Here is a 23,688-nt window from a genome sequence, read left to right on the forward strand (position 1 = left end):
GATCAGGGACGAACCTTGTTGCGGGTCGCGTTGAGATCCTCGGTGCTCATGCCGAATGCGGTCGGAACCGTGATCTTGCCCTCGGAAATCTCGTCGGAAGCCTTCTTGATGGCGTCCTTCATTTCCTGCGTGGCCATGGAAGCCATGTTGCCGTCCTGCACGATGCCGACAGCGCCTTCCTTGAGGCCGAGCGCTTCGGCCTTGCCGAACGGCAGGTCGCCTGCCTTGAAGCGCTCGTAGGCTTGCAGGAGGCTGACATCGACATTCTTCAGAACGGAGCTGACAACCTGCTTGGCAATGGCCGGGTCGCTGTCCTTGAAGATCGCTTCCTGATCGGAATCGACGCCCAGAACATATTTGCCGGTTTCCTTCGCTGCCGAAAGCTGGCCGAGGCCGGTCTGCGAGGCGACGACGAAGCCGAGCGCGACATCGGAGCGATACTGCGCGAGCCCAAGTTCCTTCCCCTTGGCGGCATCCATGAAGGAACCGGCATAGGAAATGGCGATCTTGGCGTCGGGCATGACTGCCTGCGCACCGGCGATGTAGCCCACGAGGAAGTCGTTGATGACCGGAATGTCCATCCCGCCGAGGAAGCCGAGGTTCTTGCCCGCGTCGCCGAGCTTGCCTTCCTTCAGGAGCGAAGCCGCCAGCATGCCGCCGAGATAGGAACCTTCATTCTGCTTGTACTGGATGGAATAGACATTGTCGTAGCCGCCTTCTTCATAAGGCACGCTTGCATCGTAGAGGATGTATTTCTTGTCCGGATATTGCTGGGCGACCGAACCGACGGTTTCCGACATCTGGTAGGTGCCGCCGATGATGAGGTCCCAGTCCTGTTCGGAGGCATCGAGGAACACCGGTTCCCACTTGGTCGGATCGTCGCCGATTTCGAGAATCTTGGTCTCGACGTCGTCGCCATACTTGTCCTTGATCATCTTCATGCCCTTGGCGGCGCTGTCGAAGAACGACTTGTCGCCGAGCGCGCCATTGATGATGAGCAGGATCTTGTCCTGAGCCTCGGCCGCCGTGGTGGCGAAGGTGCCCATCGCCGTCGATGCGGCAAGGGCGAAGGCCAGGTGGATTATTCCCCGTCTGGTGGATTTGATCACAACAGAACTCCAATATTGTAGCGTTATGGAGATGGATTTTCTGCTTTGGATAATTTGCCCTCCGCCCACAGAACCTCCACACCTGCCAGCGATCAAACGCTGACGGCGGGTGCGAGTCAATCGCCAAACTTTTTGCCCGCTGTGGACAAAGCCGGTCTGTTGCGCACAACTATTTGTTTCATCGCATTATCCAACGCAAAACCGTTTCACACTTTTGCTGGAAATGCTCATAAAGCTTTCGTTTATTTCAACAAAGCCTGATTTGGGTGCCGCAGCGTCGGGTCGAACGGGTTGAGCCGCTGCGAGATGATCGCCGCTTCCTTGCGCAGAAGTTCGGTCACCGTCTGCTGGCGCTTTTCGGTAAGGCGCGCGGCAAGCGTGCCGATGCTGAGTGCTGCCACAGCTTCACCGTCGCGGTTGAGGATGGGAACGCCGAGGCCCGCCATGCCGTCGATCATGTTGAAATTGAAGGTCGCAGCACCTGTGTTGCGCACTTCCGCGATCATGATGCGCAGGTCCACTTCGTCCACCGCGGATTTATCGAGGATGCGGGGCATGTTGAAGCGGATGATCGCCTCGCGCTCTTCTTCCGGCAGGAAGGCGAGGATGGCAAGGCTGCCCTGGCCGATGCCGAGCGGCACCTTGCCGCCAATATCGCCGGTAAATGAGCGGATCGGAAACGGCCCCTCCACGCGGTCGAGGCAGACCGCATCGAAATTGCTGCGCACCAGCAGGAAGACCGTATCGTTGAACGTGGTCGAAAGGCGCAGCAGCGAGGGGCGGGCGATGCTCAATATGCCGTCGCGCTGGCGCGCCTGCGCCGCCATCGCAAAAAACTCCAGCGACAGGCGATAGGCCTTCTTGTCGGGAAGCTGCTCGACAAGGTTTTCGGCAATCAGCGTCTTCAGCAGGCGATGCGCTGATGGCTGGCTGAGTTCGAGATCGCGCGCCAGATCGATCAGCCGCACGCCGTCATCCGTGCTGGCGGCCAGACCCTTCAAGATATGGATTGCCTTCACCAGACTTGAGTTAAGCGCGGCGCCGGATTTCGGATTCTCAGATATATCATCCATAAAATTGCTTCCAAATTCTGCATTTTGAAAGAAATATATAATTTCTTCCGGATTTGAAAATTATAATTTGCATTCCAGCAGATTTTTCCGCCATCTAAAACCGTCGCCAATGGGAAGGTCCGGCACGGCATTGGAGAAGTGCCCGCAAGCGGATCGGCGGTTTTACTTGTAATCAAGGGGAACGCTGCGGCTGCGTAAGCGGCTGGACAGTCATGCGTTCAAACGGACAAGTCGGATCGGCGCTTCAAGCGCGGTCAAGCCGCTCCCGCCAGCCAGCCCGACGAAGAGGCGACGTGAGACAACATCACGGCGCTTCCGCTCCCCCGCTCTATTCCGCGGAAGTCAAGCCGAGAGGGAGATGCAATGAGCTTTTTGACCCTGTCCGGAATTTCGCGCCACTACGGCAAGTTCGCGGCTGTCGACAATTTCAACTTGGCGATTGAAAAGGGCGAGTTCATTTCGCTTCTGGGCCCATCCGGCTGCGGCAAGACCACGACCTTGCAGATGATCGCCGGTCTGGTGACGCCGACGGCGGGCACGATCACGCTCGACGGGCGCGAGATCACGCGGCTTGCGCCGGCCAAGCGCGAGCTGGGCGTCGTCTTCCAGAGCTATGCGCTGTTTCCGCATATGACGGTGGCGCAGAATGTGAGTTTCGGCCTTGAAATGCGCAATGTGCCGAAGGCGGAGCGCGAAAAGCGCGTGCGCGACGTGCTGGAACTGGTGCATCTGGGCGCACTTGCCGACCGTTATCCGCGTGAAATGTCGGGCGGTCAGCGCCAGCGCGTGGCGATTGCGCGCGCGCTGGTCATCAACCCGCCGGTCCTGCTGCTCGACGAGCCGCTTTCCAATCTCGATGCGCAGCTGCGCGAGGAAATGCAGTTTGAGCTGCGCCGCATCCAGCGCACGGTCGGTATCACCACCATCATGGTGACGCATGACCAGGCCGAAGCGCTGTCGATCAGCGACCGCATCGTGGTCATGGAAAAGGGCGTCATCACGCAGGTCGATGCGCCCTACAAGCTCTATGAGCACCCGCATAACCACTTCATTTCCAATTTCGTCGGCAAGTCGAACTTCCTCAAGGCGCGCGCCGAGGGCGACATGATCGCGCTGGCCGAAACCGCGATCCGCTTCCCCGCCAATGGCAAGCAGGTCTCGGGCGAGCTTTCCGTCTTCATCCGCCCAGAAAAAGTGCAGCTCATGGCAGCGGGCGAGGGGCATATCGCCGGTGAAGTGACGACGCGCTACTTCATGGGCGCGCAGTGGCTGCTCGGCGTGACGACGCCTGCGGGCCAGCTTTCGGTGGCGCTTCCCAATCTCGGCAACCCGCCGCCATCCGAAGGCACATCGGTCGGCCTCAGCTGGAACCATGAGGATTGCCGCATCCTCACCGCAGGGGTGAACTGAGCATGTCGGCCGTCACCCCACAGGACACAACCCTCACGCCAAAGCAAAGGCGCGATCTGACGCCGCTCTTTCTGGTAGGGCCTTCAACGCTTCTGTTCTTCGCGCTGGTGCTGCTGCCGCTCGGCCTTACCGTGCTTCTGTCCTTCAACAGCTACAGCTATGACAAGGGCATCGAAAACGTCTACACGCTTGCCAATTATGTGCAGGTCCTCAAAGACCCCTACTATCTCTCGATCTTCTGGCGCACGCTGAAGCTGGCGCTGATCACCACCGTCATCACGGTGCTCGTCGGCGTGCCGGAAGCCTATATTCTCTCCAACATGCGCAAGCCATGGCGCTCGATCTTCCTGCTGGTCATCATCGGCCCGCTTCTGGTTTCGGTCGTGGTGCGCACATTCGGCTGGAGCATGCTGCTGGGCCGCAACGGCCTCGTGAACAGCGCGCTCGACATGGTGGGTCTGCCGACGACGCAAATCCTCTACAGCGAAACGGCGATTGTCATCGGCCTGGTGCATATCATGCTGCCATTCATGGTGATCCCCGTCTGGACCGTACTGCAAAAGCTCGACCCGTCGGTGGAAGCCGCGGCGCTGACGCTCGGCGCATCGCGCCTGACGGCATTGCGCCGCGTGGTGTTTCCGCAGGCGGTGCTTGGCATCCTGTCGGGCAGCCTCATCGTGTTTGCGCTTTCGGCGAGCTCCTTTGCCATTCCGGGCCTGCTTGGCGGGCGTCGTCTCAAGATGGCGGCAACCGTCGTCTATGACGAGTTCCTGATCGAGCTGAACTGGCCGCTGGGCGCTGCCATCGCCATCATCGTTCTGGTCGCCAATCTCGTGATCATGATTGCCTATAACCGTCTGCTCGAAGGGCAGGCCAAGAAGAAGCTGGGATAAGCCATGGTCAAGAACGGTCCCTTCGCCCTTTTCTTCCACACGCTGATCGTCATCTTCATGCTGGCGCCGATGGTCGTGGTGTGCCTTGTGGCCTTCACGCCGGAAAACACGCTGACCATGCCGTGGAGCGGCCCGAATGCGGGCCTGTCGCTGCGCTGGTTCGAGGCCGTGTTCGCGCATAATGATTTCATGGCGTCGTTCTATAACAGCGTGCAACTGGCATTCTTCTCGGCAACGATTTCCACGCTTCTCGCCGTGCCCTCGGGACTGGCGATTGCGCAGTATAATTTCCGTGGCCGCGATGCGCTGAACGCGCTTTTCCTGTCGCCGCTCATCATCCCGCATCTGGTGCTGGGCGTGGCGTTTCTACGCCTGTTCTCGCTGATGGGCTTTACCGGCTCCTTCGTCTGGCTGGTCGCGGCGCATTCGATTGTCGTCACGCCCTATGCGCTGCGCCTCATCCTCGCTTCGCTCGGCAGCATGGACCGCAATGCGGAAAACGCGGCCCGCACGCTTGGCGCTGGTGAATGGACCGTTTTCCGCCGCATCACCCTGCCATTGCTGCTGCCGGGTCTATCGGGCGGATGGCTGCTTGCCTTCATCAATTCGTTCGACGAACTCACCATGTCCATCTTCGTCACCTCGCCGTCCACGGTCACGCTGCCTGTGCGCATGTATATGTATGCGAGCGAATCCATCGATCCGATGATGGCGGCGGTTTCAGCCCTGATGATCCTCGTCGCCACCGTGACCATGATTATCATCGATCGCATGTTCGGTCTCGACCGGCTGCTGGTGGGCAAGGGCTGAGCAGGCAGATCATGACGATCCCGGTTTCTTCTTCGGCGGCTCAGTTCCGCAGACGGTATCGGCTGGCCGAACAGCCGGTCAGCTTCTCGCTCGACGGCGTGCGCTTCGAAGGTCGTCGCGGCGATACCGTGCTGACCGCCATTCTGTCGGTGCAGGGCAAGTTGCGTCATACCGAGTTTACCGGCGAGCCGCGCGCGGGCTTCTGCCTGATCGGAGCATGTCAGGACTGCCACGTCATGACGGACGAAGGTTACAGGCTTCGCGCCTGCACCACGCTTCTGGAAGAGGGCATGGCCTTTGTGACGGAGCCTGCGAAATGAGTGCGGTGCTCAATCCGGTTATCGTTGGCGCTGGTCCGGCGGGTGTTCGCGCCGCCGAAACGCTGGTCAGGGCGGGTCTCCGGCCCGTCGTGCTCGACGAGGGGTTCCGTTCCGGTGGGCAGATCTATCGCCGCCCGCCGCTCGATGACGGGCGCAGCTATCGCAGCCGCTATGGTTCGGAAGCGCACAAGGCCGAAGCGCTGCACAAGAGCTTCGACGCCTTGCGCGGCGCGATCGACTATCGCCCGGAAACGCTGGTGTGGAACATTTCGCGCGGGGAAACCGACCGGCTCGACCTTTTGACCGGTGGCGTTCACGGCCAGTTGCCCTACAGCCATCTCATTCTGGCGACGGGCGCGACCGACCGGGTTCTGCCGTTCAAGGGCTGGACCAAGCCCGGCGTTTACACACTCGGCGCATCGCAGACGGCGCTGAAAGCACAAGGCTGCACGATCGGCGAACGCGTGGTGTTCATGGGTTCGGGGCCGCTGCTCTATCTGGTGGCCTGGCAATATCATCATGCCGGTGCCAAGGTTGCAGCCGTTCTGGACACGGCGCCCTTCGCTTCAAAATTCCATCTGGCGCATCTGGCGCTTCATGCCCCGCGCATCGTGGCGCTCGGCGCTTATTACGGCCTGCGCCTGAAGCTTGGCGGCGTGCCGATCCATTATAATGTGCGTCCCGACGAGGTTCTGGGCGAGGGCCATGTCGAAGCCATTCGCTATCGCGTCGGCAAGCGCGAGCGTGAGGTTGAATGCGATGCGCTGGCTTATGGTTTTGCGCTGCGTCCCGAAACCCAGCTTGCCGATCTCGCCGGTTGCGATTTCCGCTTTGAAGAACGCGACCGCGCATGGCTTCCCGCTGCCGACAGGCTTGGTCGCACCAGCCGTATCGGTGTCTATGTGGCAGGCGACGGCGCGGGCATTGCCGGTGCGGATGCCGCCGAAATTCGTGGGGCATTGGCCGCGATTGCCTTGCTGCGCGACAGGGGCCTGCCGTTTGACGAGGGCGCGGAACGAGGTCTTCTCGCGAAGCTCGATCATATCTATCGCGAGCGCCTGATCGTCGAAAAAGCCTTTCCGTTCCCGCGCGACTGGTTCGACACGATTGCTGGCGATGTCACGCTTTGCCGCTGCGAGGAAATCGCGGTGCGCGATGCGCTGGCGGCCATCAGTAACGGTGACGTGCGGGAGATCAACCGGCTCAAGGCGCTTACCCGCGTCGGCATGGGGCGCTGTCAGGGCCGCATGTGCACGGCGGCGGCGGCCGAACTCCTGGCGTCGATGCAGGACAAGACTCCTGCCGAAGCAGGCCGCATCCGCGCTCAGGCGCCGGTCAAGCCGATCCCGCTCGGGTTTGGCGCTCCGGCCAGGGAGGGCGCTTCGTCATGACAAGGCGTCTTCAGGCTGATGCGGTGATTATTGGTGGCGGGATCGTCGGCGGTTCGGCAGCGCTTTTCATGCGCCGGGCCGGCCTGTCGGTCATCCTGCTCGACAAGGGCTTTTGCGGCGCGCAGGCGAGCGGCGTCAATTATGGCGGCGTCCGCAGGCAGGGCCGCGCGCCGGAACAGTTGCCGCTTGCACAGCGTTCACATGCGTTGTGGGCGCGTCTGCCGGAACTCATCGGCATCGACGGCGAATATGTCCGCAGCGGCCATTTGAAGCTTGCCCGCACGGAAGCGCATTTTGCGAAGCTTGAAGCCTATGCGGCGACAGTGCAGCCTCTCGGGCTCGATGTGGAGCTGATCGGCGGCAATGCGATCCGCGAGCGTTTCCCATGGCTGCCGGGCGATGTGGCGGGCGGTTCGCTCTGCGCGGAAGATGGCCATGCCAATCCGCGGCTGGTCGCGCCTGCCTTTGCCCGTGCGGCGCTGGCTGCGGGCGCAACGGTGCTGGAAAATACGCCGGTCATCGAAGCGCGGGAGACCGGCGACGGTTTTGCCATTCTGGCAGGCGAGGGTATCGAAATCCGCTCGCGCCTCCTGTTCAACTGCGCCGGTGCCTGGTCGGACCGGTTCGCGGCCTCGTTCGGCGAGCCGGTGCCGCTCCAGCGCATCTATCCGTCGATGGTCGTGACCGAGCCGATGCCGTTTCGCCTGCCGATGAGCCTTGGCGAAGAGGGCGGCGGTTTCTATGGCCGTCAGGTCACGCGCGGCAATTATGTCATGGGCGGCGGGCGCGGCGCGCCGCTTGAAAACCCGGATTTTTCGCGGCCTTCGGTCAATGCCGCCTCATCCGTGATGCTGCGCGCCATCGAACTTTTCCCGCATCTGAAAAATGCCCAGGTTATCCGCTTCTGGTCTGGCACTGAATCGGAAATGCCGGACGACAATCCGGTCATCGGGCCAAGCAGCCGGGTCAACAATCTCTTTCACGCCTTCGGCTTTTGCGGCGCCGGTTTCCAGACCGGCCCGGCTGTCGGCGCCATTCTTTGCGATCTCGCCGTGCGCGGCGAGACGGAAACGCCGATCGATGCCTTCCGCATCGACCGGTTCGATATGAACTCAAACCACAAAGGGGAGTAGCATGAAGTACATCACCAAAACCGCCCTGTTGGCGCTCGGCCTGTCGGCAGCTTTTGCTTCCGCCGCATCGGCTGAAACCAAGACGCTCTATATCGGCATGAATGGCGGCAATATGGAGAAGGCCTATACCGAGCACGTCCTGCCGGAATTTGAAAAGGCCAATGACGTCAAGGTCGTTGTCGTGCCGGGCACCTCGGCGGATATTCTCGCCAAGGCAACCGCGCAGAAAGACAAGCCGCAGATGCATGTCATGCTGCTCGACGACGGCGTCATGGTGCGCGCGATCAATGCGGGCCTGTGCCAGAAAATCTCCGACGATCCGGTTCTGGCCGACATTCAGCCTGCCGCGCGCCTCAAGGACGACATGGCAATCGGTGTCGATATGGGCATGACCGGCATTGCCTATAATAAGAAGCTTTTCGACGAAAAGGGCTGGGCCGCCCCGACTTCGTGGTTGGATTTCGCCGACGAAAAATATGCGAATGCCGTTGTCTTCCAGTCGGCTTCCGCCTCGACTTTCGGCCTGCATGCCTTCCTGATGTTCAACCGTATTCAGGGTGGCGACGACAAGAACCTCGAGCCGGGCTTCGAGAAGTTCCCCGACATGATCGGCAAGAACGTTCTGGAATTCATTCCGTCTTCGGCCAAGATTTCGGAAATGGTGCAGACCGGCGAAGCGGCGATCTTCCCGCTGACGCCGACGGGCGTCAACAACCTCAAGGACAAGGGCATTCCGGTTGAATATGCGCAGCCGAAGGAAGGCTCCGTCGTCCTCGCCGTGACCGAATGCGTGCTGGCAGGCAACAGCGAGCCCGAACTGAGCCAGAAGCTCGCGCATTACCTGCTTTCCGCCGATGCGCAGAGCAAGGCGCTCGACCATGGCAACGTCATCCCGTCGAACCAGAAGGCCAAGGCCGGTTCGCCGGAAGCACAGGCCAAGCTCGACGCCTTCAACGGCTATATGAAAACGGCCAAGACGCTCGATTGGGATGCCGTCAATGAAGGACGCCAGCAGCTCAACAGCCGTTGGAACCGCACCATCGAAAAGTAAGATCAGCACCATGATCGGAGAAAGCCCGCTTCGGGAAACCGGGGCGGGCTTTTTGTTGTGCAGCCGCTTACGCATTGCCTGCCGATATTGTAGCTTGCGCGCAAATCATCCGGCAAATCGATGGATCGGGGCAAGCGTTGAGAAAAGCGGCAGCATTCGCATTATCTGGAATTCTGGTGACGGCCCCTGCGCTTGCCGAAGACAACTGGAAGCCCGTCGAGGAAATCAAGTTCTACGCCATCGCGGGAAAGACCGGCCCGGAACTTTATGAATCGATCGGCGAGCGCGGCCCGAAGATCGGCGGCGGCAAAACCCGCGTCATCGCCCATACCAGCTATGTGCTGACCTGGGACCGGCAGTTCGACCGCTCCAACAATGCCTGCACGATCCTGTCGGCCACGCCGAAGCTGAAGATCACCTATACGCTCCCCAAGCCCGCGCAGAAGCTGGCCTCACCGGTGAAGGAACATTGGGAAACCTTCTATGAAGGCATTCGCAAGCATGAGCTTGTGCATGGCGACCACGCCAAGGACATGACGCGCGAGATCGTGCGCCGGACCGTGGGCCTGTCCGTTCCAGACGATCCGAAATGCCAGAAGATCCGCAAGGTGCTGATCAAGGAAATCACCGATATGGTCGACATGCAGCGCGCTCAGGGCCGCGCCTTCGACCGCGTGGAGATGGGCAATGGCGGCAATGTCCACCAGCTCATTCTGGCGCTGGTGAACGGCGGCTGAACTTTCTCCAACAGCCCGCGATCCGCATCGAAATCCGCTATTTTGAACCAGACGGAACATTCCATATTTTTATGGAATGTCGGGCCTTGCGCATTTGTTCAAACAGAATGCATTGACTTCCTAACCAGTTAGTACATTTTAAGGAAGGGATGGAGCTGACCGATGCGATTCCGTTCCTCAGTGGGAGCGACTGAGGATTGGATTGCACTCGCGATAGGGCGCTGCCGGAAGCCGGAAGGGCATTCTGACGGGACTTTCGTGGCGCTGGCTGGCCCGGGAACGGTCAAGGACTGTGGGGAAAGCGAAGTTTCACTTCGGATGCATGAGGCATCTTGCCGGTGATGTCGCGTCGCTTTCACCTGAAACCCGAAAAGGGGCCGCAGTCTGCAAGCAATACGCCGGAGGAGGCCAGGAGGAGGCCGGAGGAGGAACGTGAAAGCTTTAGTCGATTTCTATTTTACCGCGGCGCGGTTCGCCATTGCCTGCCTTCTGGGCTGCATGGTCGTGCTTGTGTTCGGCAATGTGGTGCTGCGCTACGCCTTCAATCAGGGCATCACGGTTTCGGAAGAACTGTCGCGCATCTTCTTCGTCTGGCTAACCTTTTTGGGCGCGGTTGTCGCCATGCGCGACCATGCGCATCTGGGCGTGGATTCGCTGGTGCGCCGCCTGTCGCCGGCAGGCGCACGCATTGCGCTGGTCGCAGGTCATATCTTGATGTTCGGCGCGACATGGCTCGTTCTTGCGGGAAGCTGGACGCAGACGCTCATCAATATCCCGACGCTGGCCCCGGCGACGGGCATGTCCATGGGCTGGTTTTATGGTGCAGGGCTGGCCTTTGCCGTGCCCGCGCTCCTCATCATTGCGTGGAACGGTTTCGGCATCGCAGCCGGGCGGATCGACGTCGCCAAAACGCATTTCGTGACGGATAGCGAGGAGCATGTCACGCCCGTCTCGACCGATGAAGATCGCAAATAGGGCGCGCCGATCATGACCTTGCTTATCTTTCTTGCCGCGCTTCTGGTTCCGATGGCGCTCGGCGTCCCGGTTGCCTTTGCACTCATCATCAGCGGCGCGGCGCTGATGATGTATATGGATATGTTCGACGCCCAGATCGTGGCGCAGAACGTGCTGAACGGCGCCGACAGTTTTCCGCTGATGGCGGTTCCCTTTTTCCTGCTTGCCGGAGAAATCATGAATGCGGGCGGCCTGTCGCGCCGCATCGTCAATCTGGCGCTGGTCATGGTGGGCCATGTGCGCGGCGGTCTCGGCTTCGTCGCCATCTTCGCAGCTTGTATCATTGCCAGTCTTTCGGGGTCGGCGGTTGCGGATGCGGCAGCGCTCGGCGCGCTGCTGTTTCCGATGATGCGCAACGCCGGACACGAACCGGGCCGCGCTGCCGGACTGATCGCCTCGGCCTCGATCATCGCGCCTGTCATTCCGCCATCCATCGGTTTCATCCTGTTTGGCGTGGTCGGCGGCGTTTCGATCACCAAGCTTTTCCTGGCGGGTATTGTCCCCGGCCTGATGATCGCCGTCGCGCTGTGCCTGACATGGTTCATTCTTGCACGCCGCGAACAGTTCGAACTGCCGAAGAAGGCCGAACCCGGCGCGCGGATGCGGGCTTTCCTCGACAGCATATGGGCGCTGATGCTGCCGGTTATCATCATTGTCGGCCTTCGCTTCGGTGTGTTCACGCCGACGGAAGCGGGTGTGGTCGCCGCTGTCTATTCGCTGTTCGTCGCCACCGTGGTCTATCGGGAACTGCCGCTTTCAAGGCTCTATCCGGCGATGGTGGACGCGGCGAAGACAACCGCCGTGGTGATGTTCCTCGTTGCCAGCGCCAGCGTTTCGGCCTGGATGATTACGGTCGCCGATGTGCCGGGCGAGCTGGCCGAACTGGTACGGCCCTTGATGGACAATCAGACGCTGCTGCTGCTTGCCATCATGCTGCTGGTTGTTCTCATCGGCATGGCGATGGACATGACGCCGACGATCCTGATCCTGACGCCGGTGCTGATGCCTATCATCAAGGAAGCGGGTATCGATCCGGTCTATTTCGGCGTGCTGTTCATCATCAACAATTCCATCGGCCTCATCACACCGCCGGTCGGCACGGTGCTGAATGTGGTGTGCGGCGTCGCGCGCCTGCCGTTTGAAAAGGTGATGACGGGCGTTCTGCCGTTCCTGATCGCGCAGCTGGTGGTGCTTTTCCTGATGGTGCTGTTCCCGCAACTGGTGACGGTGCCGATGGGCTGGTTCCACTAGAGCGCATCCCGAAAAGTACGAAGCGGTTTTGCGTGAAAACAAAGACAGAATTTTTGAGTGGGAGGAAAACATGAAGAAAATACTGAAGACAATGGCACTGGGCATGGTGCTGCCACTGGCCCTGATGACGACAACGGCCATGGCCGAAATCCGTTCGCAGACGATCAAGTTTGCTGCCGCCAACAGCAAGGGCCACCCGCAGGTCACGGGCATGGAGAAGTTTGCCGAGCTGGTGAAGGAAAAGAGCGGCGGGCAGATCAATGTGAAACTGTTTCCGGGCGGCGTGCTGGGCAGCGATCCGCAGACGCTTTCCGGCTTGCAGGGCGGCGTCGTGGAAATGACGGTGATGAATGCGGGCATCCTGTCCAGCACCGTCAAGGCATTCGAGGCTGTCGATCTGCCATTCCTGTTCAACAGCGGCGAGGAAGCCGACAAGGTGATGGATGGGCCGTTCGGCACCAACCTGATGAAACGCCTTCCCGATACGGGGCTGGTCGGGCTTGCCTATTGGGAACTCGGTTTCCGCAACCTGACCAATAATCGCCACGCCGTCGCAAAACTGGAGGATATTGCCGGGTTGAAGATCCGCACCCTGCAATCGCCGGTGCCGGTTGCCCTGTTCAATACGCTTGGCGCCAATGCGGTGCCGCTGCCCTATACCGAGCTTTACACGGCGCTTGAAACCGGCACGGTCGATGGGCAGGAAAATCCCAATGCCAACATCATCAATGCCAAGTTCTATGAAGTGCAGAAATATCTGACGCTGACCCGCCACCAGTATAATCCGCAGATCGTGATGATCAGCAAGAAGTTCTGGGATCGCCTCAACGATGAGGAAAAGACGGTGATCCAGCAGGCGGCGGTCGAGGCGCGGGATTATCAGCGCAAGGTTTCACGCGAGCAGGATGCGACGGCGCTCGATGAAATCAAGAAGACCGGCATGCAGGTGACCGAACTGACGCCCGAGGAAACCGCGCGCCTGCGCGAAGCGGTGAAGCCGGTCATCGACAAGTTCACCGCCGAAATCGGCGCGGAAACGGTCGATGAGCTCTTTGCCGAATTGAAGAAAGTGCGCGGCGGTAACTAAACCAGTACGGCTCTGTATCCAGGTGATAACAAACAAGACGGTTCCGGGCGGGTTTGCCCGGGACTGGCGGAAAACTCCGGTCCGGCCGGAGACAGGAGCGTGACATGAAGACTTCGATAGCAACCGTCTCCATTAGCGGCGATCTCCAGCAGAAACTGGGAGCCATCGCCAAGGCCGGTTTCGACGGGGTGGAAATTTTCGAGAATGATTTTCTCACCTTTGACGAAAGCCCGCGTCAGGTGGGCCAGATGGCGCGCGACCTGGGGCTTGAGATCACGCTTTTCCAGCCTTTCCGCGATTTTGAAGGCATGCCCGAACCCCTGCGCAGCCGTACTTTCGACCGGGCGGAGCGCAAGTTCGATCTGATGCAGGAGCTGGGCACGGACCTCGTTCTGGTCTGCTCCAACGTGTCGCCCGCCGCCATTGGCGGCATTGACCGCGCTGCGGATGATTTCCGCGAGCTTGGCGAGCGGGCGGCGCGGCGCAATCTGCGCGTCGGATATGAGGCACTTGCCTGGGGGCGCCATATCAGCGACCACCGCGATGCCTGGGAGATCGTGCGCCGTGCCGATCATCCCAATGTCGGGCTGATCCTCGACAGTTTTCACACGCTGGCGCGCAAGATCGACGTGAATTCGATCCGCTCCATTCCGAAGGACAAGCTTTTCATCATCCAGATGGCCGATGCGCCGCTGATCGACATGGATCTGCTCTACTGGAGCCGCCATTATCGCAATATGCCGGGCGAGGGCGACCTGCCGGTGCTGGATTTCATGCGGGCGGTGGCTGCGACCGGCTATGACGGCTATTTCTCGCTCGAAATCTTCAACGATCAGTTCCGTGGCGGATCGCCCGCCACCATCGCCGCCGACGGGCGCCGCTCGCTCATCTATCTGGGCGATCAGGTTCGCCGGGTCGAGCCCGACAACAGGCTGACGGTTGCGGCCATGCCGCCCCGCGCAAAGGTGCACCGTGTCGGCTTTGTCGAGTTTGCTACCCATGCCGACGATGCCGAACGGCTGGTTTCGGCTGTCGGTGCGCTGGGTTTCAGGCTCGCCGGCAAGCATCGCACCAAGGACGTCGCGCTCTACCGGCAAGGCGGCATCAACCTTGTCATCAACACGGATACGCGCGGCTTTGCAAGCTCGGCCTATGCCGTCCATGGCACCGCAGCCTATGCAATGGGGCTTGTGGTGGACGATGCGGCGGAAGCTCATGCGCGCGCCGTTGCGATGGGGGCGGAGAATTTTGAACAGCCCCTCGATCCGGGCGAAATCGCCATGCCCGCCATCCGCGGCGTGGGCGGCGGGCTGGTCTATTTCCTTGACGAGAAGACCGATCTGGCCCGCATTTTCGACATCGAGTTCGAGACCGTCGCAACAGATGAGACGGCGGCAGGTGTCGGCCTCACCCATATCGATCACGTTGCCCAGACGATGAAGTTCGACGAACTTCTGACCTGGCTGCTTTTCTATACCTCGCTCACGGAATCGCGGAAGTCGCCCATGGTCGATATTGTCGATCCGGGCGGTGTCGTGCGCAGTCAGGTGGTGGAAAACGACGAGGGAACGCTGCGCATCACGCTGAACGGCGCGGAAAACCGCCGCACGCTGGCCGGTCGCTTCATCGCCGAAACCTTCGGCTCGGGCATCCAGCATCTGGCCTTTGCAACGGACGATATCTTTGCCACCGCTGCGGCCTTGCGCGACAATGGCTTCCACACGCTGGAAATCTCGCCGAATTATTACGACGATCTGGAAGCGCGCCTCGGTCTCGACCCGGAATTCACCGACCGGCTCAAGGCCGCGAACGTGCTTTATGACAGGGACGAGAGCGGAGAGTATTTCCAGCTCTATAGCCCGACCGACGATCAAGGCTTCTTTTTCGAAGTCGTGCAAAGGCAAGGCTACAAGGGTTACGGCGCGGCCAATGCGATCTTCCGCATTGCGGCGCTGCGGCGCTACATGCGCCCGGCGGGCATGCCGAAAAGTGCAGCGGCACTTTGAACGCTGAGGAGAAGACTATGGCAAAGGCGCTCGCCAAGGCGCAGCCGCGCAAGAACGACCCCGACGCAACGCGCGAGAATATTCTCGACATTGCGGCGCGCGAGTTCGTGGCATCGGGGTTTTCCGGCGCGCGCGTCGATGAAATTGCAGCGCAGACCCGCACGTCCAAGCGCATGATCTATTATTATTTCGGCAGCAAGGAGGGGCTTTATCTCGCCGTGCTGGAACGCGCCTACGGAAAGATACGCGCGCTCGAAAGCTCGCTGTCGCTCGACGATCAGGACCCGGAATCCGCCATGCGCAGCCTGGTGGAAAGCACTTTCGACCATGACGATGCCAATCCTGATTTCGTGCGCCTGGTCGCGGTGGAAAATATTCACCGCGCCGAACATATGGAACGTTCCGACGTCCTGTCGCGCCAGAATGTCACCATTCTGGAGACGATCGAGAAAATCCTGGAGCGCGGGCGCGAGCAGGGCGTCTTCCAGCGCCGCATTTCCGCGCTCGACCTTCACATGCTGATCAGCGCGCAGTGCTTTTTCCGCGTGTCCAACAGGCATACGTTCGGCGCGATCTTCGGCACCGACCTGATGGCGTCCGACGTGAAGGCGCGGCATCGCCGCCTGATCAGCGACACGATCATCGCCCTTTTGAAAAGCCCGGAATAACGGGGGTCGGCGCGCCGTCCGATCCTGTGGAGAATGGAATTGAGAAGTGAAGTGACGAAACGCCGTGTGCATGTGGGTCTGATCGGCGCGAATATCCAGCGCTCGCTTTCGCCGGCGATGCATATGCGGGAAGGCGAGGCAGCCGGTCTCGACTATCGCTACGATATCATCGATATTGCCGGCAACGGGCGTTCGGCGCACGATCTGCCGGCCCTTGTCGCGGAGGCCGAGGCTGCGGGTTTTTCCGGGCTCAACATCACCCATCCCTGCAAGCAGGCTGCGGTGGCGCTGGTCGACGAGCTTTCGCCGCATGCGTCCGCCTTGCAATCGATCAATACGGTGGTGTTTTCCGATGGCAGGCGCATCGGTCACAACACGGACTGGTGGGGCTATGCGGAAGGGTTTCGCCGCGGCCTGCCGGACGCGTCGCTGGCGCGTGTCGTGCTGCTCGGCGCGGGCGGGGCAGGCGTTGCCGTCGCCTATGCGCTCGCCGAAATGGGTACGCGGGAAGTGCACATCTTCGACCTCGATGCCGCGAAGGTCGATGCGGTCATCAGCAAGCTTGTTGCGGTGCAGCCGGAATGCAGTTTCATCGCGGGTTCCGATCTGGAGGGAACGCTGGCGGGCGCGTCCGGTCTGGTCCACGCCACGCCGACAGGCATGGATGCGCATCCCGGACTGCCGCTTGCGCCCGCGCTGGTGCAGCCTCACCTCTGGGTTTCGGATATCGTCTATTTCCCCTTGCAGACGCCGCTGGTCCGGCTTGCGAAAGAGCGCGGATGCCGCGTGCTCGACGGCGGCGGCATGGCCGTGTTTCAGGCGGTTGGCGCGTTCGAACTCTTCAGCGGCATGAAAGCCGATCCGGACCGGATGCTTGCCCATTTCGCGCAGCTGCAGGCGCGGAACTGACCTCGCCCGCCTCATTTCAGATTGCCGTTTCAAAAGGTGCGCCGGCCTGCCGGCGCGCCTTTTTTCATTCAGTGGCCAATCCAAAATTGATGACGCATCATTTCCAGATCGTTTATTAAAAATATCCGGATTGTTGACAATATTTCGGTTGCGTGTTTAGCTTAAGAAATCCTTTCTCCGCCAAATGAGAGAAAGGTAAGCTAAGCAAGGGGAACTAAAATGATTACTAGACGCGCAGTTGTTAAGACTGCGGCGCTTGGCGCCGTTTCTATATTTGCGCTCATGTCCGCGTCGACCTCCCAGGCGGCGGACAAGGAGCTCAAAATCGGTTTCGTCGGTGTTACCAGTGGCCCGGCGGCGGCCTGGGGCACATCCAATGTTCGCTCGATGCAGGTTCGCGCCGATTGGCTCAATGAGCAGGGCGGCGTGAAGATCGGCGACGATAATTACAAGATCAGGATCGTCACCTTCGACGACCAGAAGGACCCGAAGCGCGCCATCGCCGGCATGGAAAAGATGGCGCAGGAAGGCGTCCATTACGTGGTTGGTCCGAACGTGGATGACGGTGCCGCCGCAGTCCGCCCGGTGGCGGAAGCCAAGGGCATCATCTATTTCCCTTATTCCTTCCCGAAGGAACTTTATACGCCACCGGCGTCAAACGCCGTTCTCGGCATGATCGCCAACTATCAGTCCGGTCCGGCGATTTACAAATATCTGAAGGAAAACAATGGCATCAAGACGGTTGCCTTCGTGGCCGCCAATGAATCCGATCCGCTCAGCCAGCGCGACAGCGGTATCGAGGCGGCCAAGGCGCTCGGTCTGGAAGTGGTGTCGGCCAACGATGCCTATCAGAACGACACGCGCGATTTCACGCCCGTCCTGACGCCGATCGTGATGCAGAAGCCGGACCTGCTGGTTCTGTCGGGTGTTGCCCCGGGCAATGCGCCGCTCTTGATCCGCGCCGCGCGCGAGCTGGGCTATCAGGGCTTCATTTCCACCGAAACCGCGCAGGACGCCAAGGTCCTTGAAGAAGGCGCGGGCGAGCTGGCAAACGGCTTTATCTCAGTAGGCGGCGCCTCCACGCCGGAAATAGCATCGGATGTGATGAAGGAATTCGTCGATCGCTATACCAAGGCCTATGGCGAATATAATGACGAGTCCAACACCAAGGTCTATGCGCTGGAATACATCGTGGGGACACTGAAGGCCAATCCGGCGGCAGTCGACAATGTCGAGGAATTCAAGAAGACCATGGACACGTTCTCCGCGCCCAATCCTTTCGTCAAGGGCGATGGCGACGGTTCCAAGCTGACCTATGTCGGCACCTCGTCTTTCAGCCAGAAGCGGCAGATTGGCATTCCGATGGTCGTCACCGAATACAAGGACGGCAAGTTCGAAACGCTGTTCGTCGGTCAGGTCGATTAACCGATCGGCCTGAAAAGCCCGAAGCGGAGGAGGGGGTACTTCCGCTTCGGGCCTCCCAATCGTCAGGAACTGTCAGGGAGCTTTGGCCTGTCCGGAGCTCCGCCGAGGGAGTTTGCCTTCATGGAACAAGTGATAGCCAACGGGCTATATCTGGGTGCGCAATATGCACTGATCGCGTTGGGTCTGACGCTGATCTTCGCGCTCATGAACGTCCTCAATTTCGCGCACGGCCAGATGTATGTGCTGGGCGGTTTCGTCACCTACACGGTTTATGGGCAGCTCGGTCTGCCGTTTGTCGTTGCTCTCGTGGCCTCTGCCGTCACCTTGATGATCGTGGGCGCGCTGATCGAAAAGCTTCTCTTCCGACCGGTCATCAAACGCAGTCTGCGCGAGGAAAGCACGATGCTGCTCGCCGCTGCCGTCGCTTTTTTCCTTGATGCGGTGATCCTGCTTCTGTTCGGCGAAAAACAGCGCGGCGTACCGAAGATCGTCAACGGCGTCTTCGTGTCCGACTGGCTGATAATGCCATATGACCGCATTCTGATCGGTGTGCTTGCCGTGGTTTTCATCGCAGCCTTCGTTCTTTTCATGCAGTACACAAAACCCGGCCGCGCCATGCGCGCGCTTGCACAGGACCGCGTGGCTGCACAGTTGATGGGCGTGAACGTCGACCGCTATTCCATGATCGGTTTCGCGCTGGGGGCCATGCTTGCGGGGCTTGTCGGTGGACTGCTGGTCGCCATTACCGGTGTCAATTCCGGCATTGGCGGCGCCGTATCCATCAAGGCCTTCATGATGGTGATGATCGGCGGCGCCGGCGTGGTCAGCGGGGCGATTGCCGGCGGCTTCATCCTCGGCATGATGGAATCCGTCGGACTGACGGTGCTGCGTTCCTATGGCGACATCACCTATCTGGTCATCTTCGCCGCATTGATGGTGTTCCTGAGCATCCGTCCGAACGGGCTCATGGGCAAGCCGTGGGGTTGAGGAGGCAATCATGACCAGGACGACAAAGCTTATCGGCATTGCTGCCTTTCTTGCCCTGATCTTCATCGGCATTCCGGTGCTGATCGAAGTAACGGGACGGCACGACCTTTATTATACACTGACTTCGGTCGCGCTTCTCTCCATCGTCAGCGGCGGGGTGTGGCTTACCTTCTATATCGGCCGCATCAATATCGGCCAGGGCGCCTATGCTCTCATGGGCGGCTATGTGTCGGCGATCCTGATGGTGAAATATGGCGTCTCCTTCTGGCTGACGCTGCCCATTGCGGGGCTGTTCTGCGCGTTGGCCAGCATCCTGATCGGGCTGCCGATCCTGCGGTTGCGCGGGGTCTATTTCGCCATGGTCACGCTGGTACTGACGGAAGTCGCCCGCCTGCTCGCCATGGCGCTGCCGATCACCAACGGCGCCAAGGGAATGGTCAGCATTCCCATGCCGGGCGGCATATCGCTGTTCGGCCTGACGATCCTGCCGGATTTCGCAACCTTGCAGAACCCGCGTGCGGCCTTCTATTTCGTGTCCATCGTGCTGATGGTGCTTTGTTTTGCCGGGCTATACCGCCTCGTCAATTCGCGCATTGGCGGTTTATGCCAGTCATTGCAGCAGAATGAGGAACTTGCCTCGTCGATCGGCGTCAATATCACCAATCTGCGCGTGCTGGCCTATGCGATCTCGTCTTTCCTCGGCGGGCTTGGCGGCGCGATGTTCGTCGCGATTTCGCAGTCGATCTACCCGTCGAGCTTCACCGTCACGGATTCGGTCAATTTCATGCTCAACTGCTTCCTGGGCGGGCTTGGCTATGTGTTCGGGCCGATCATCGGGACTTTCGTTCTCTACTTCGGCTGGGATTTCCTGTTTCAGACCGGCAAGTTCCAGCTTCTCATCTTCTCCAGCGTTCTCATCATCCTGATGCTGTTCCTGCCTAACGGGCTTCTCAGCCTCAGACTGTCCGGCAAAAAGGGAGCGGGGTCATGAGCGATCTTCTGGAAGTCAGGAACCTCACGAAACGCTTCGGCGGACTGGTGGCGGTCAATGATGTCTCCTTTTCAGTGCGGGAAAAGGAAATCCTGTCGGTCATCGGGCCGAATGGCGCGGGCAAGTCCACGCTGTTCAAGCTGATTGCGTCGTTCCTCAATCCCACGACTGGCGAGGTTCGCTTCAATGGCGAACGCATATCGGGTCTGGCGCCGCATATCGTGGCGCGCAAGGGCGTGGTGCGCACCTTTCAGGAAACGACGATCTTCAAGGGCATGACGGTGCGCGACAATGTGATCGTCGGCCACCACCTGCGCGCCAAGGCGAGTTTCCTCGGTTGTTATATAGGGTCGAGCCTCGCGCGTCGCGATCAGGAGGAGTTCGGACGCTCGGCGGATGAAATCCTGCAATTCCTCGGCCTTTGGAAGCAGCGGGACGAGGTGGCGCAGAACCTGCCGCACGGCCATTTGCGGGCGCTTGGCATTGCCATCGGTCTCGCCACTGATCCGAAGATCCTGCTTCTGGACGAACCTTTTGCCGGGATGAACCACGACGAAACCGTCAAGGCGGTGGAAATGGTGCGCGCGGTCCGCGACCGGGGCGTCACGGTGCTGCTGGTGGAACATGACATGCCGGCCGTGATGAATATTTCCGACCGGATCGTGGTCATCAATTTCGGGCAGAAGATCGCGGAAGGAACGCCGAAGCAGATTCAGGAAAACGAGAAGGTGATTGAAGCCTATCTCGGCGCAGAAGACGAAACGATTGGATATTGATCATGGCAGAGCTTCTCAAAGTATCCGATGCCGAACTCTATTACGATCATGTCTATGCGCTGAAGGGCGTTTCGCTGAGCGTTCAGGAAGGAGAGACTGTCGCGCTGATTGGCGCCAATGGCGCGGGCAAATCCTCCATCCTGCGGGCGATCACGGGGCTGAAGAAGATCCGCAAGGGCGAAATCCATTATGAGGGACGCCGGATCGACGGCACGCGGTCTGACGAGATTGTCAGGATGGGGATTGCGATGGTGCCGGAAGGCCGTCGCGTCTTTCCCTATATGAGCGTGCGCGACAACCTCATGATGGGTGCGTTCACCCGCTCCAGCAAGGCGGATATCGCCAACACGCTGGAGATGGTTCTGGGGCGGTTTCCGCGCCTGAAGGAGCGCTATTCGCAAGCCGCAGGCACGATGAGCGGCGGCGAGCAGCAGGCGCGCGCTCATGGCCAAGCCGAAGCTTCTGCTGCTGGACGAGCCCTCGCTTGGGGTCGCGCCGAAGCTGGTGCAGGACATTGCCCGCTCCATCGTCGCCATCAACCGCGACGAGAAGGTGAGCGTTCTTCTGGTCGAGCAGAATTCGCGCATGGCGCTGCGCATCTCGCAACGCGCCTATGCCCTGACGACCGGCAAGATCGTGCTTTCCGGCAATTCGGAAGAACTGGCGACGGACGACCGGGTCAAGAAACTCTATCTCGGCGGCGAAATCTGACCGCCTGGGCTGCGACTAGGCAGAGCGCCGTTCCCGGCGCTCTGGACCATCCACAACGACAACAAATATTTCGATGGTTCGAGGAAAATGGAAATACTTGTCATCAACCCCAATACGACTGCATCGATGACGCACAAGATCGGCGAGGCGGCGCGCAGCGTGGCTGGTGCCGGCACGACAATCATGGCGATCAACCCGGCCGATGGCCCGCCCAGCATCGAAGGATATTTCGACGAGGTCTTCGCCATTCCCGGCATGATCGGGGAAATGCAGAAACATCCGACCGCGGATGCCTGCGTGATTGCCTGCTTCGACGATACCGGCCTCGATGCGGCGCGCTGCGCCGGAACCATGCCGGTGATCGGTATCGGTGAGGCCGCATTCCATATGGCGAGCCTGATTGCCGGAAAGTTCAGCGTCGTCACCACATTGTCGCGTTCGGTACCCGCCATCGAGCATAATCTTGCGCGCTATGGCCTTATCTCGCGTTGCGCCCGGGTTCGGGCCAGCGACGTGGCTGTGCTCGATCTCGAAATTCCGGGATCGGATGCACGCAACAAGGTTTCCAGCGAGATCGCCAGGGCTGTTCGGGAAGATCATGCCGAAGCGATCGTGCTTGGTTGCGCAGGCATGGCCGACCTTGCGGCGTCCCTTTCGAGGGAGCATGGACTGCCGGTCATCGACGGGGTGACCTGTGCGGTGAAACTGTGCGAAAGCCTCGTGGGCCTCGGTCTTAAAACATCGAAGCTGGGCGGCTATCAGCTGCCGCGATTGAAGGGTTTTCAGGGCATTTTTGAACCCTTTTCGCCGCGACATTGAGGCATGGCGGCGGGATGGAACCGATATGCCGTTTTTCTGAATGATTTTACCGGGGTTTGTGGATCAAAATTAGCGGGATTGTTGACACTCGCGGGACCTCTGTCCGATATGTAAGCGAGGGCAAATATTTGGGCATATATAAGCTGTAGCGCCTGACCGCATCGACCGGGGGGCAGCTTCTACTGGAAGACAATGAATCTGGCTGAGACGAACATGACAGACCTAAACGGCAGCGGAAATGCGCGCTGGCTTCCGGTCTATAACGGCCTGCGCGAAGCGGTTGTGAGCCATCGTCTGCTTCCCGGCACCAAGCTGCCGGAGGACGAACTGGCGACGATATATTCCGTCAGCCGCGCCTTCGTGCGTTCTGCCTTGCAGGCGCTGGCGCATGACAGGCTCGTGCGTCTGGAACCCAATCGCGGTGCCTTCGTGGCCGAGCCGTCACGCGAGGAAGCGCGCGAGGTGTTCGAGGCACGCCTTCTGATCGAGCCGGAGGTGGCTGCGCTGGCGGCAAAGGTCGTCAAGCCCCGGCAGGTCAAGCAGCTGCGCCAGCATCTCCACGACGAGCATGAGGCGCTTCATGCCGGACGCGACAGCGAGGCGATCATGCTGTCGGCGCTCTTTCACACGCATCTGGCTGCGATTTCGGGCCATTCGATCCTGGCGGGTTTTGTGGGCGATCTGTTGCCGCGTTCGTCGCTCATCATCTCGCTCTATTGGGAACGGCGCGAAACGACCTGCCAGAGCGATGCGCATCACGCGCTGGTCGACGCGATTGAAAAGCACAGAAGCGAGGAGGCCGCGGCGTTGATGAAAACCCATATCCTCGATCTGCTGGCAGGGCTCAATCTGGAGCGTGTCGAAAAAGAGCAGAAACGCCTTTCCGATATTCTGCGCTAAAATATGCCTATCAATAAACTGTCCGCTTAAAAAATGGACGCAAGGATAAGTTTCCGGATTCTATGCTAACGACTCCGGTCTCCAGCGCCGCTATCTTCAATCATCCGATAGAGCAAGCATAAACCACCGAACAGCACGCTTCTATTCAAGCGCGTTGATGGAGCTGCTTTGCGTTTTACTGGATGGCGCAATTGAAGAATTGGCGTTGGAGGTTCTC

22 protein-coding genes and 1 pseudogene are annotated in these 23,688 nt (G+C 60.0%); 21 read left to right on the plus strand and 2 right to left on the minus strand.

The window, feature by feature from the left end:
* Nucleotides 1-2 precede the first annotated feature (2 nt).
* Both J9800_RS16810 and J9800_RS16815 read right to left on the minus strand, forming a co-directional pair.
* Nucleotides 3-1,109, minus strand: a complete 1,107-nt coding sequence (locus tag J9800_RS16810) for a BMP family ABC transporter substrate-binding protein (protein ID WP_114216526.1) — start codon at nucleotides 1,107-1,109, stop codon at nucleotides 3-5.
* Nucleotides 1,110-1,351: 242 nt separating this feature from the next.
* Nucleotides 1,352-2,182: an IclR family transcriptional regulator gene (locus J9800_RS16815; protein WP_114216525.1), complete on the minus strand. Its 831-nt coding sequence runs from the start codon at nucleotides 2,180-2,182 to the stop codon at nucleotides 1,352-1,354.
* A 363-nt stretch (nucleotides 2,183-2,545) separates the two neighbouring features.
* On the opposite strand from J9800_RS16815, the gene J9800_RS16820 reads away from it, so the two are divergent.
* The 21 genes and pseudogenes from J9800_RS16820 to J9800_RS16920 all read left to right on the plus strand — a co-directional run bounded on the left by J9800_RS16820 (nucleotide 2,546) and on the right by J9800_RS16920 (nucleotide 23,471).
* A complete protein-coding gene (locus tag J9800_RS16820) occupies nucleotides 2,546-3,592 on the plus strand; it encodes an ABC transporter ATP-binding protein (RefSeq protein ID WP_114216524.1) in 1,047 nt (348 codons plus the stop codon).
* 2 nt (nucleotides 3,593-3,594) lie between these two features.
* Nucleotides 3,595-4,485 carry an ABC transporter permease gene (locus J9800_RS16825; protein WP_114216523.1) on the plus strand — a complete coding sequence of 297 codons (891 nt, stop codon included), beginning with the start codon at nucleotides 3,595-3,597 and terminating at the stop codon, nucleotides 4,483-4,485.
* 3 nt (nucleotides 4,486-4,488) lie between these two features.
* Nucleotides 4,489-5,295 (plus strand): ABC transporter permease, encoded by an 807-nt coding sequence (locus J9800_RS16830; RefSeq protein ID WP_112584873.1) that lies wholly within the window; start codon nucleotides 4,489-4,491, stop codon nucleotides 5,293-5,295.
* A gap of 11 nt (nucleotides 5,296-5,306) precedes the next feature.
* Nucleotides 5,307-5,615, plus strand: coding sequence for a (2Fe-2S)-binding protein (locus J9800_RS16835; protein ID WP_114216522.1), 309 nt, complete (start codon nucleotides 5,307-5,309; stop codon nucleotides 5,613-5,615).
* Entirely contained in the window at nucleotides 5,612-7,006 is a 1,395-nt protein-coding gene (locus J9800_RS16840) for an FAD/NAD(P)-dependent oxidoreductase (protein ID WP_114216521.1), read from the plus strand. The genes J9800_RS16835 and J9800_RS16840 overlap by 4 nt, the downstream gene beginning before the upstream one ends.
* Complete coding sequence (locus J9800_RS16845; RefSeq protein ID WP_114216520.1) at nucleotides 7,003-8,139, plus strand: NAD(P)/FAD-dependent oxidoreductase; 1,137 nt, start codon at nucleotides 7,003-7,005, stop codon at nucleotides 8,137-8,139. Before J9800_RS16840 ends, J9800_RS16845 begins: the two co-directional genes overlap by 4 nt.
* A gap of 1 nt (nucleotide 8,140) precedes the next feature.
* Nucleotides 8,141-9,190: an ABC transporter substrate-binding protein gene (locus tag J9800_RS16850; RefSeq protein ID WP_114216519.1), complete on the plus strand. Its 1,050-nt coding sequence runs from the start codon at nucleotides 8,141-8,143 to the stop codon at nucleotides 9,188-9,190.
* A 137-nt stretch (nucleotides 9,191-9,327) separates the two neighbouring features.
* Nucleotides 9,328-9,927 (plus strand): DUF922 domain-containing Zn-dependent protease, encoded by a 600-nt coding sequence (locus tag J9800_RS16855; protein WP_114216518.1) that lies wholly within the window; start codon nucleotides 9,328-9,330, stop codon nucleotides 9,925-9,927.
* Nucleotides 9,928-10,359: 432 nt separating this feature from the next.
* Nucleotides 10,360-10,902, plus strand: coding sequence for a TRAP transporter small permease (locus tag J9800_RS16860; RefSeq protein ID WP_114216517.1), 543 nt, complete (start codon nucleotides 10,360-10,362; stop codon nucleotides 10,900-10,902).
* 12 nt (nucleotides 10,903-10,914) lie between these two features.
* Nucleotides 10,915-12,192 carry a TRAP transporter large permease subunit gene (locus tag J9800_RS16865; RefSeq protein WP_114216516.1) on the plus strand — a complete coding sequence of 426 codons (1,278 nt, stop codon included), beginning with the start codon at nucleotides 10,915-10,917 and terminating at the stop codon, nucleotides 12,190-12,192.
* Between the two features lie 70 nt (nucleotides 12,193-12,262).
* Nucleotides 12,263-13,279 carry a TRAP transporter substrate-binding protein gene (locus J9800_RS16870; protein WP_114216515.1) on the plus strand — a complete coding sequence of 339 codons (1,017 nt, stop codon included), beginning with the start codon at nucleotides 12,263-12,265 and terminating at the stop codon, nucleotides 13,277-13,279.
* Between the two features lie 104 nt (nucleotides 13,280-13,383).
* Nucleotides 13,384-15,285 (plus strand): bifunctional sugar phosphate isomerase/epimerase/4-hydroxyphenylpyruvate dioxygenase family protein, encoded by a 1,902-nt coding sequence (locus tag J9800_RS16875; protein WP_210845891.1) that lies wholly within the window; start codon nucleotides 13,384-13,386, stop codon nucleotides 15,283-15,285.
* 17 nt (nucleotides 15,286-15,302) lie between these two features.
* Entirely contained in the window at nucleotides 15,303-15,953 is a 651-nt protein-coding gene (locus tag J9800_RS16880) for a TetR/AcrR family transcriptional regulator (RefSeq protein ID WP_114216513.1), read from the plus strand.
* Between the two features lie 33 nt (nucleotides 15,954-15,986).
* The gene (locus J9800_RS16885; protein WP_205315963.1) at nucleotides 15,987-16,862 is read left to right on the plus strand and encodes a shikimate dehydrogenase; all 876 of its coding nucleotides are present in this window, start codon (nucleotides 15,987-15,989) and stop codon (nucleotides 16,860-16,862) included.
* Nucleotides 16,863-17,081: 219 nt separating this feature from the next.
* Nucleotides 17,082-18,287 carry an ABC transporter substrate-binding protein gene (locus J9800_RS16890; RefSeq protein ID WP_210845892.1) on the plus strand — a complete coding sequence of 402 codons (1,206 nt, stop codon included), beginning with the start codon at nucleotides 17,082-17,084 and terminating at the stop codon, nucleotides 18,285-18,287.
* A gap of 120 nt (nucleotides 18,288-18,407) precedes the next feature.
* Complete coding sequence (locus J9800_RS16895) at nucleotides 18,408-19,274, plus strand: branched-chain amino acid ABC transporter permease (protein ID WP_112584851.1); 867 nt, start codon at nucleotides 18,408-18,410, stop codon at nucleotides 19,272-19,274.
* A 10-nt stretch (nucleotides 19,275-19,284) separates the two neighbouring features.
* Nucleotides 19,285-20,265 (plus strand): branched-chain amino acid ABC transporter permease, encoded by a 981-nt coding sequence (locus J9800_RS16900; protein WP_114216511.1) that lies wholly within the window; start codon nucleotides 19,285-19,287, stop codon nucleotides 20,263-20,265.
* Nucleotides 20,262-21,041 carry an ABC transporter ATP-binding protein gene (locus tag J9800_RS16905; RefSeq protein ID WP_114216510.1) on the plus strand — a complete coding sequence of 260 codons (780 nt, stop codon included), beginning with the start codon at nucleotides 20,262-20,264 and terminating at the stop codon, nucleotides 21,039-21,041. The genes J9800_RS16900 and J9800_RS16905 overlap by 4 nt, the downstream gene beginning before the upstream one ends.
* Before the next feature lie 2 nt (nucleotides 21,042-21,043).
* A pseudogene (locus tag J9800_RS16910) lies at nucleotides 21,044-21,752 on the plus strand (ABC transporter ATP-binding protein).
* A gap of 87 nt (nucleotides 21,753-21,839) precedes the next feature.
* Nucleotides 21,840-22,571 (plus strand): aspartate/glutamate racemase family protein, encoded by a 732-nt coding sequence (locus J9800_RS16915; RefSeq protein WP_112584843.1) that lies wholly within the window; start codon nucleotides 21,840-21,842, stop codon nucleotides 22,569-22,571.
* Nucleotides 22,572-22,763: 192 nt separating this feature from the next.
* On the plus strand, nucleotides 22,764-23,471 hold the full coding sequence (locus tag J9800_RS16920; protein ID WP_112584841.1) for a GntR family transcriptional regulator: 708 nt from the start codon (nucleotides 22,764-22,766) through the stop codon (nucleotides 23,469-23,471).
* The last annotated feature ends 217 nt before the right edge of the window (nucleotides 23,472-23,688 follow it).

Origin of the sequence: Ochrobactrum sp. AP1BH01-1 (genome assembly GCF_018066705.1) — a bacterium.
Lineage (GTDB): Bacteria > Pseudomonadota > Alphaproteobacteria > Rhizobiales > Rhizobiaceae > Brucella.

Coding starts and splice junctions, on each gene's coding strand:
- J9800_RS16825 (WP_114216523.1), top strand. CDS start 3,595: ATGTCGGCCGTCACCCCACAGGACACAACCCTCACGCCAAAGCAAAGG.
- J9800_RS16900 (WP_114216511.1), top strand. CDS start 19,285: ATGACCAGGACGACAAAGCTTATCGGCATTGCTGCCTTTCTTGCCCTG.
- J9800_RS16890 (WP_210845892.1), top strand. CDS start 17,082: ATGATTACTAGACGCGCAGTTGTTAAGACTGCGGCGCTTGGCGCCGTT.
- J9800_RS16850 (WP_114216519.1), top strand. CDS start 8,141: ATGAAGTACATCACCAAAACCGCCCTGTTGGCGCTCGGCCTGTCGGCA.
- J9800_RS16895 (WP_112584851.1), top strand. CDS start 18,408: ATGGAACAAGTGATAGCCAACGGGCTATATCTGGGTGCGCAATATGCA.
- J9800_RS16845 (WP_114216520.1), top strand. CDS start 7,003: ATGACAAGGCGTCTTCAGGCTGATGCGGTGATTATTGGTGGCGGGATC.
- J9800_RS16865 (WP_114216516.1), top strand. CDS start 10,915: ATGACCTTGCTTATCTTTCTTGCCGCGCTTCTGGTTCCGATGGCGCTC.
- J9800_RS16870 (WP_114216515.1), top strand. CDS start 12,263: ATGAAGAAAATACTGAAGACAATGGCACTGGGCATGGTGCTGCCACTG.
- J9800_RS16880 (WP_114216513.1), top strand. CDS start 15,303: ATGGCAAAGGCGCTCGCCAAGGCGCAGCCGCGCAAGAACGACCCCGAC.
- J9800_RS16830 (WP_112584873.1), top strand. CDS start 4,489: ATGGTCAAGAACGGTCCCTTCGCCCTTTTCTTCCACACGCTGATCGTC.
- J9800_RS16840 (WP_114216521.1), top strand. CDS start 5,612: ATGAGTGCGGTGCTCAATCCGGTTATCGTTGGCGCTGGTCCGGCGGGT.
- J9800_RS16915 (WP_112584843.1), top strand. CDS start 21,840: ATGGAAATACTTGTCATCAACCCCAATACGACTGCATCGATGACGCAC.
- J9800_RS16835 (WP_114216522.1), top strand. CDS start 5,307: ATGACGATCCCGGTTTCTTCTTCGGCGGCTCAGTTCCGCAGACGGTAT.
- J9800_RS16820 (WP_114216524.1), top strand. CDS start 2,546: ATGAGCTTTTTGACCCTGTCCGGAATTTCGCGCCACTACGGCAAGTTC.
- J9800_RS16920 (WP_112584841.1), top strand. CDS start 22,764: ATGAATCTGGCTGAGACGAACATGACAGACCTAAACGGCAGCGGAAAT.
- J9800_RS16815 (WP_114216525.1), bottom strand. CDS start 2,182: ATGGATGATATATCTGAGAATCCGAAATCCGGCGCCGCGCTTAACTCA.
- J9800_RS16875 (WP_210845891.1), top strand. CDS start 13,384: ATGAAGACTTCGATAGCAACCGTCTCCATTAGCGGCGATCTCCAGCAG.
- J9800_RS16905 (WP_114216510.1), top strand. CDS start 20,262: ATGAGCGATCTTCTGGAAGTCAGGAACCTCACGAAACGCTTCGGCGGA.
- J9800_RS16885 (WP_205315963.1), top strand. CDS start 15,987: ATGGAATTGAGAAGTGAAGTGACGAAACGCCGTGTGCATGTGGGTCTG.